The sequence below is a fragment of the Actinomadura meyerae genome (assembly GCF_900188445.1).
In the GTDB taxonomy this organism is placed as follows: Bacteria; Actinomycetota; Actinomycetes; order Streptosporangiales; family Streptosporangiaceae; genus Spirillospora; species Spirillospora meyerae.
Map to the genome: position 1 here is coordinate 1 of NZ_FZOR01000089.1, position 5,009 is coordinate 5,009.

Genomic DNA, 5,009 nt, shown 5'->3' on the forward strand with positions numbered 1-5,009 from the left:
TCGTCCAGGGACAGTGCCCCGGCGGTGTAGGCGGCGGCGATCTCTCCCTGCGAGTGGCCGATGACGGCGTCGGGGTGGATGCCGTGGTGTTGCCACAGTCTGGCCAGTGCGGTCATGACGGCGAACAGTGCCGGTTGGACGACGTCGACCCGCTCCAGATCGGGAGCTTCGTCTTGCTGGTGGAGCAGGTCGAGTAGTGACCAGTCGGTGTAGGGGGCGAGTGCGTCGTGGCATGCCTGGATGTGGTCGGCGAACACCGGTGAGGTGTGCAGGAGTTCGGTGGCCATGCCGGCCCACTGAGACCCCTGGCCAGGGAACACGAAGACGATCCGGCCGTCCCCAGAGGCCGGGGGCGTGAGGGTGAGGCCGGGTGCGGTTTGTCCGGTGGCGAGCGCCCGCAGGCCGGTGCGGAAGTCGTCCAGTCCGGTCCCGGTGATGACGGCGCGGTGGGCGAAGGAGGCACGGGCGGTGGCCAGGGTGTACCCGACGTCCACGGGGCTGACGTCGGGATGGCGGTCCAGGTGCTCCAGGAGCCGCTGGCCCAGGGCGCGAAGCGCGTCGGGGGTCTTCGCCGACAGAGGCCAGGCGAGTACGGGCGCCGATGTTCCCGCATCGGTCTGCGCACGAATGGGCTCGGCTGCTGGGGCGGGAGCCTGTTCCAGGATGACGTGGGCGTTGGTCCCACTGATGCCGAAGGAGGACACGGCGGCGCGGCGCGGCCGGTCGAGCTCGGGCCAGGGTTGCGCCTGGCTGAGCAGTGCGACGGTTCCGGCGTCCCAGTTGATGTGGGGAGAGGGCTCGTCGGCGTGCAGGCTCGGGGGGAGGTGGCCGTGGTTGATGGCCTGGACCATCTTGATGACCCCGGCGACGCCTGCCGCAGCCTGCGTGTGGCCGATGTTGGATTTGATGGAGCCCAGGTAGAGCGGCTGTTCCGGCGTGTGCCGGGTGCCGTAGGTCGCGAGGAGCGCGTTGGCCTCGATGGGGTCGCCGAGTGCGGTGCCCGTGCCGTGGGCCTCGACGGCGTCCACATCACCGAAATCGAGTCGGGCACCGTCGAGCGCTTGCCGGATGACCCGTTCCTGGGAAGGGCCGTTGGGTGCGGTGAGGCCGTTGCTGGCGCCGTCCTGGTTGACCGCAGAGCCCTTGATCACGGCCAGGATGTGCCGGCCGTTGCGCTGGGCGTCCGAGAGGCGTTCCAGCAGTACCAGCCCGACGCCCTCGGCGCCTGCGAAGCCGTCGGCCGCCGCGGAGAAGGGCTTACATCGGCCGTCGAAGGCAAGGCCGCGTTGCCTGCTGAACTCGACGAACATCGTGGGCGACGACATGACGGTGACGCCGCCGGCCAATGCCAGGTCGCATTCACCGGTACGAACGGCCTGCACGGCGAGGTGAAGTGCGACGAGAGACGACGAGCACGCGGTGTCGACGCTGACCGCAGGTCCCTGTAGGCCCAGGATGAAGGAGACTCGGCCTGACGCGACACTGCCCGCGCTGCCGTTGCCGAGATGCCCTTCGAGGTCGTGCGGAGCCTCGCGGAGGCGGCCGGCGTAGTCGTTGTACATGACGCCGGTGTAGACACCGGTGGATGTGTCTTTGAGCGTGGTCGGGTCGATGCCGGCGCGTTCGATGGTCTCCCAGGCGACTTCGAGCAGCAGCCGCTGCTGCGGGTCCATCGCCGTGGCCTCACGCGGCGAAATGCCGAAGAAGGCGGCATCGAACTGGTCGGCGTCGTGGAGGAATCCGCCTTCGCGGGCGTAGGACTTCCCGGGCGCGTCGGGGTCGGGGTCGAAGAGGGCGTCCAGGTCCCAGCCCCGGTTGTCGGGGAACGGGGTGATGGCGTCGCGGCCCTGCTCGACCAGCTCCCACAAGTCTTCAGGTGACGACACACCGCCCGGGTAGCGGCACCCCATCGCCACGATCGCGATCGGCTCCTCGACCGATTGCCGCAAATTCCTTCCCCTGGCCTCTGCCGGCGCTCCCGCCACCAGTTGGTGAAGGTGGGCGCTGAGGGCCACTGGGGTGGGGTGGTCGAAGATGAGCGTGGCGGGCAGCCGCAGACCCGTGGCGTCAGCGAGCCGGTTGCGGATCTGGATGGCGGTGAGGGAGTCGAACCCCAGCTCCTTGAAGGTGCTCTCCGCCTGGACGGCTTCGGGCCCCGGGTAGCCAAGGACGGACGCGGCGGCTGCGCGCACCAACTCCGCGAATTCCTCCGGCGAGGAGGGAAGCGCGGTGCCGGAGGTTTCCGGGCGCCGCTCGTACAGCGCCTTGGTGTCCAGCTTGGCGGGAATGAGTGAGGTGCCAGGGTGGGTGAAGGCGGTGTCGAAGAGCCGGAGGGCTTGCCTGGTGGTCAGTGGGCTGAGTCCGGCGCGGGTGAGTCGCGCGCGGTCGCCCTCCCCGAGATGGCGGGTCATTCCGCTCGCCTGGTCCCAGAGGCCCCACGCGAGGCTGGTGGCGGGAAGGCCGAGGTCATGCCGGTGGTGGGCGAGGGCGTCGAGGAAGGCGTTGGCGGCGGCGTAGTTGGCCTGACCGGGCGAACCGAGCACGCCGACGATCGACGAGAACAAGATGAACGCCTTGAGGCCCTTGTCCCTGGTCAGCTCATGCAGGTGCCAGGCGGCGTCGGCCTTGGGCGCCAGGACCCTGCCGATCTGGTCGCGGCTCAGTTTGGCGAGGGTGCCGTCGTCGAGGACGCCCGCCGTGTGAACGACCGCGGTGAGCGGATGCCGGACGGGAATCGCCGACAGTAGGTCGGCCAGCGCCTCACGGTCGGTGATGTCGCAGGCCGCGACGACCACCTCGGTGCCCAGTTCGGCGAGTTCAGTGCGCAGTTCGAAGGCACCCGGGGCGTCAGGCCCGGAACGGCTGGCTAGCAGGAGATGCCGGACGCCGTGCTCGGCGGCGAGGTGACGGGCGACGATCGCGCCCAGCGTTCCCGTGCCTCCCGTGATCAGCACGGTTCCGTCCGGGTCGAGCGACTCCGGAGCGAGGTCCTCACCCACTGGTGCGGTCCGGGCGATGTGGGGAGTGCGGAGATCTCCGCCGCGCACCGCCAGTTGAGGATGGCCGCTGGCAAGCGCGCTGGGCAGCGCGGACAGGCTGGCGGGATCGTTGTCAACGTCGACCAGCACGAAACGATCGGGATGCTCGGTCTGGGCGGTGCGCACCAGCCCCCACACCGCTCCGAGAGATGGAACGTCGATGGCGTCGTCGACATCGGCGGACACGGCCTGACGGCTGAGGACGACCAGCCGCGACGAACGCAGCCGGTCGTCCTCGGCCCAGGCCCTCAGCAGATCCAGAACGCTCTCGACGAGGCTGTGCGTGTGGCCGACGACATCCGCCGCCGAGGGGAGGCTCGGACAGCGCCAGACAACGAACTCAGGTGCCTGGGCCCCGGCGTCGATCGCCCGGAGCAGGCTGGGCAGGTCGGGGTGACGATCCTCGGCAATGGCCGCCGGCTCCACGTTGTCGTCGCCGATGAACGTGTAGGTCGGGAGCCGTCCGCCCGAGATCTGGACAGGCGTCGTCCTCCACTCCTGCTGGAACAGGAACCGGTGGCTCGTGCTGTTCGCGGAGGCGAGGCGCTTCGCGGGAATGGGGCGGAGTGCCACGCCGCCGACGGTCATGACGACGTTGCCGTCAGGGTCGCGCGCTGTGATCGCGGCCTGATCCTGCCCAGGACGCAGTTCAACGCGCAGGACGGACGCCCCGCTGCCGTGAAGAGTGACGTTCCGCCAGGTGAACGGGAGCTGGATCGACTCGTCCTCGTTCTGCGCGTCCGGGAGGAGAGTGTGCAGGGCGGCGTCGAGAAGCGCGGGATGGATGCCGAACCTGCTGGTGTCGGTGCCTTCCGGGAGGGCGATCTCGGCGTAGCGACCGTCGGGACCGTCCCAGGCCCGGGTGACGCCCTGGAACACCGGACCGTACTGGTACCCGTGCTCGGCCAGCCGGAAGTAGAAGCCGGTGAGGTCGACGGGGGCGGCGCCCTGCGGGGGCCAGTGCCTTGCCTTCTCATCCTCACTGGTGGAAGCCGGAGACGGGGTGAGGCTGCCCGTGGCGTGCCGGGTCCAGGAGAGGACGGCATCGGGGGTGACCGGACGCGAGTGGACGGTGATGGCCCGCCTGCCGTCGTCATCAGCGGGTTCGACGGTCACTTGGAGATCGACGCCACCCTGTTCAGGCAGGAGCAAGGGACTCTCGAGGGTGAGTTCCTCGACGTGCGGCAGTCCCGCCTGCTTCCCGGCATGGAGCGCGAGTTCGACGAACGCGGCACCCGGGAGCAGGACGGTGTCGTGCACGGTGTGGTCGGCGAACCAGGGGAGGTCCTGCGCCGACAGGCGTCCGGTGAAGAGGAGAGTCCCTGAGCCGGACAGCTCTGTCTCGGTCTTGAGCAGCTCATGCCCGCTGGAGCCGAGCCCGAGGCTCTCAGCGCTGGTGTCACGCCTCGTGTGGAGCCAGTGGGTCCGGTGTTGGAAGGGGTAGGTAGGGAGGGGTGTGGTGTGGGGGTTGTGTGGTGTGTAGAGGGGTGTGTAGTTGGTGGTGGGGAGTTGTGCGGTGTTGTTGAGGAAGTGGGTGTGGGGTGGGTGGTTGCGGTGCAGGGTTGCGACGACTTGGGCATCAGGGTGGGTGTGTTGGATGGCCGGAGTGAGGATGGGGTGGGGGCTGATTTCGATGTAGGTGGTGGGGTCGTCGTGGAGGTTGGTGAGGGTGGTTGCGAATTGGACGGTGTTGCGGAGGTTGGTGTGCCAGTACTCGGCTGTCAGTCCGGTGGTGTTGAATTTCTGGCCGGTGACGGTGGAGTAGAAGGGCGTGTTGGCGGGGGTGGGGGTGATGTCGGCCAGGTCGCGGAGGATGGTGTCGCGGAGTGTGTCGACGTGGGGTGAGTGTGAGGCGTAGTCGACGGGGATGAGCCGCGCGTCGACGTCCTGTGCCTTGTAGTGGTCGACCAGTTGGCGGATTGCGTCTGGGGCGCCGCTGATGGTGGTGCTGGTGGGGCTGTTGATGACGGC

At 68.9% G+C, this 5,009-nt stretch carries 1 protein-coding gene; it reads right to left on the bottom strand.

Annotated features, from left to right (window positions below):
• On the bottom strand, positions 1–5,009 hold a 5,009-nt coding region (locus CHF16_RS38915), incomplete at both ends, for a type I polyketide synthase (protein WP_143228366.1).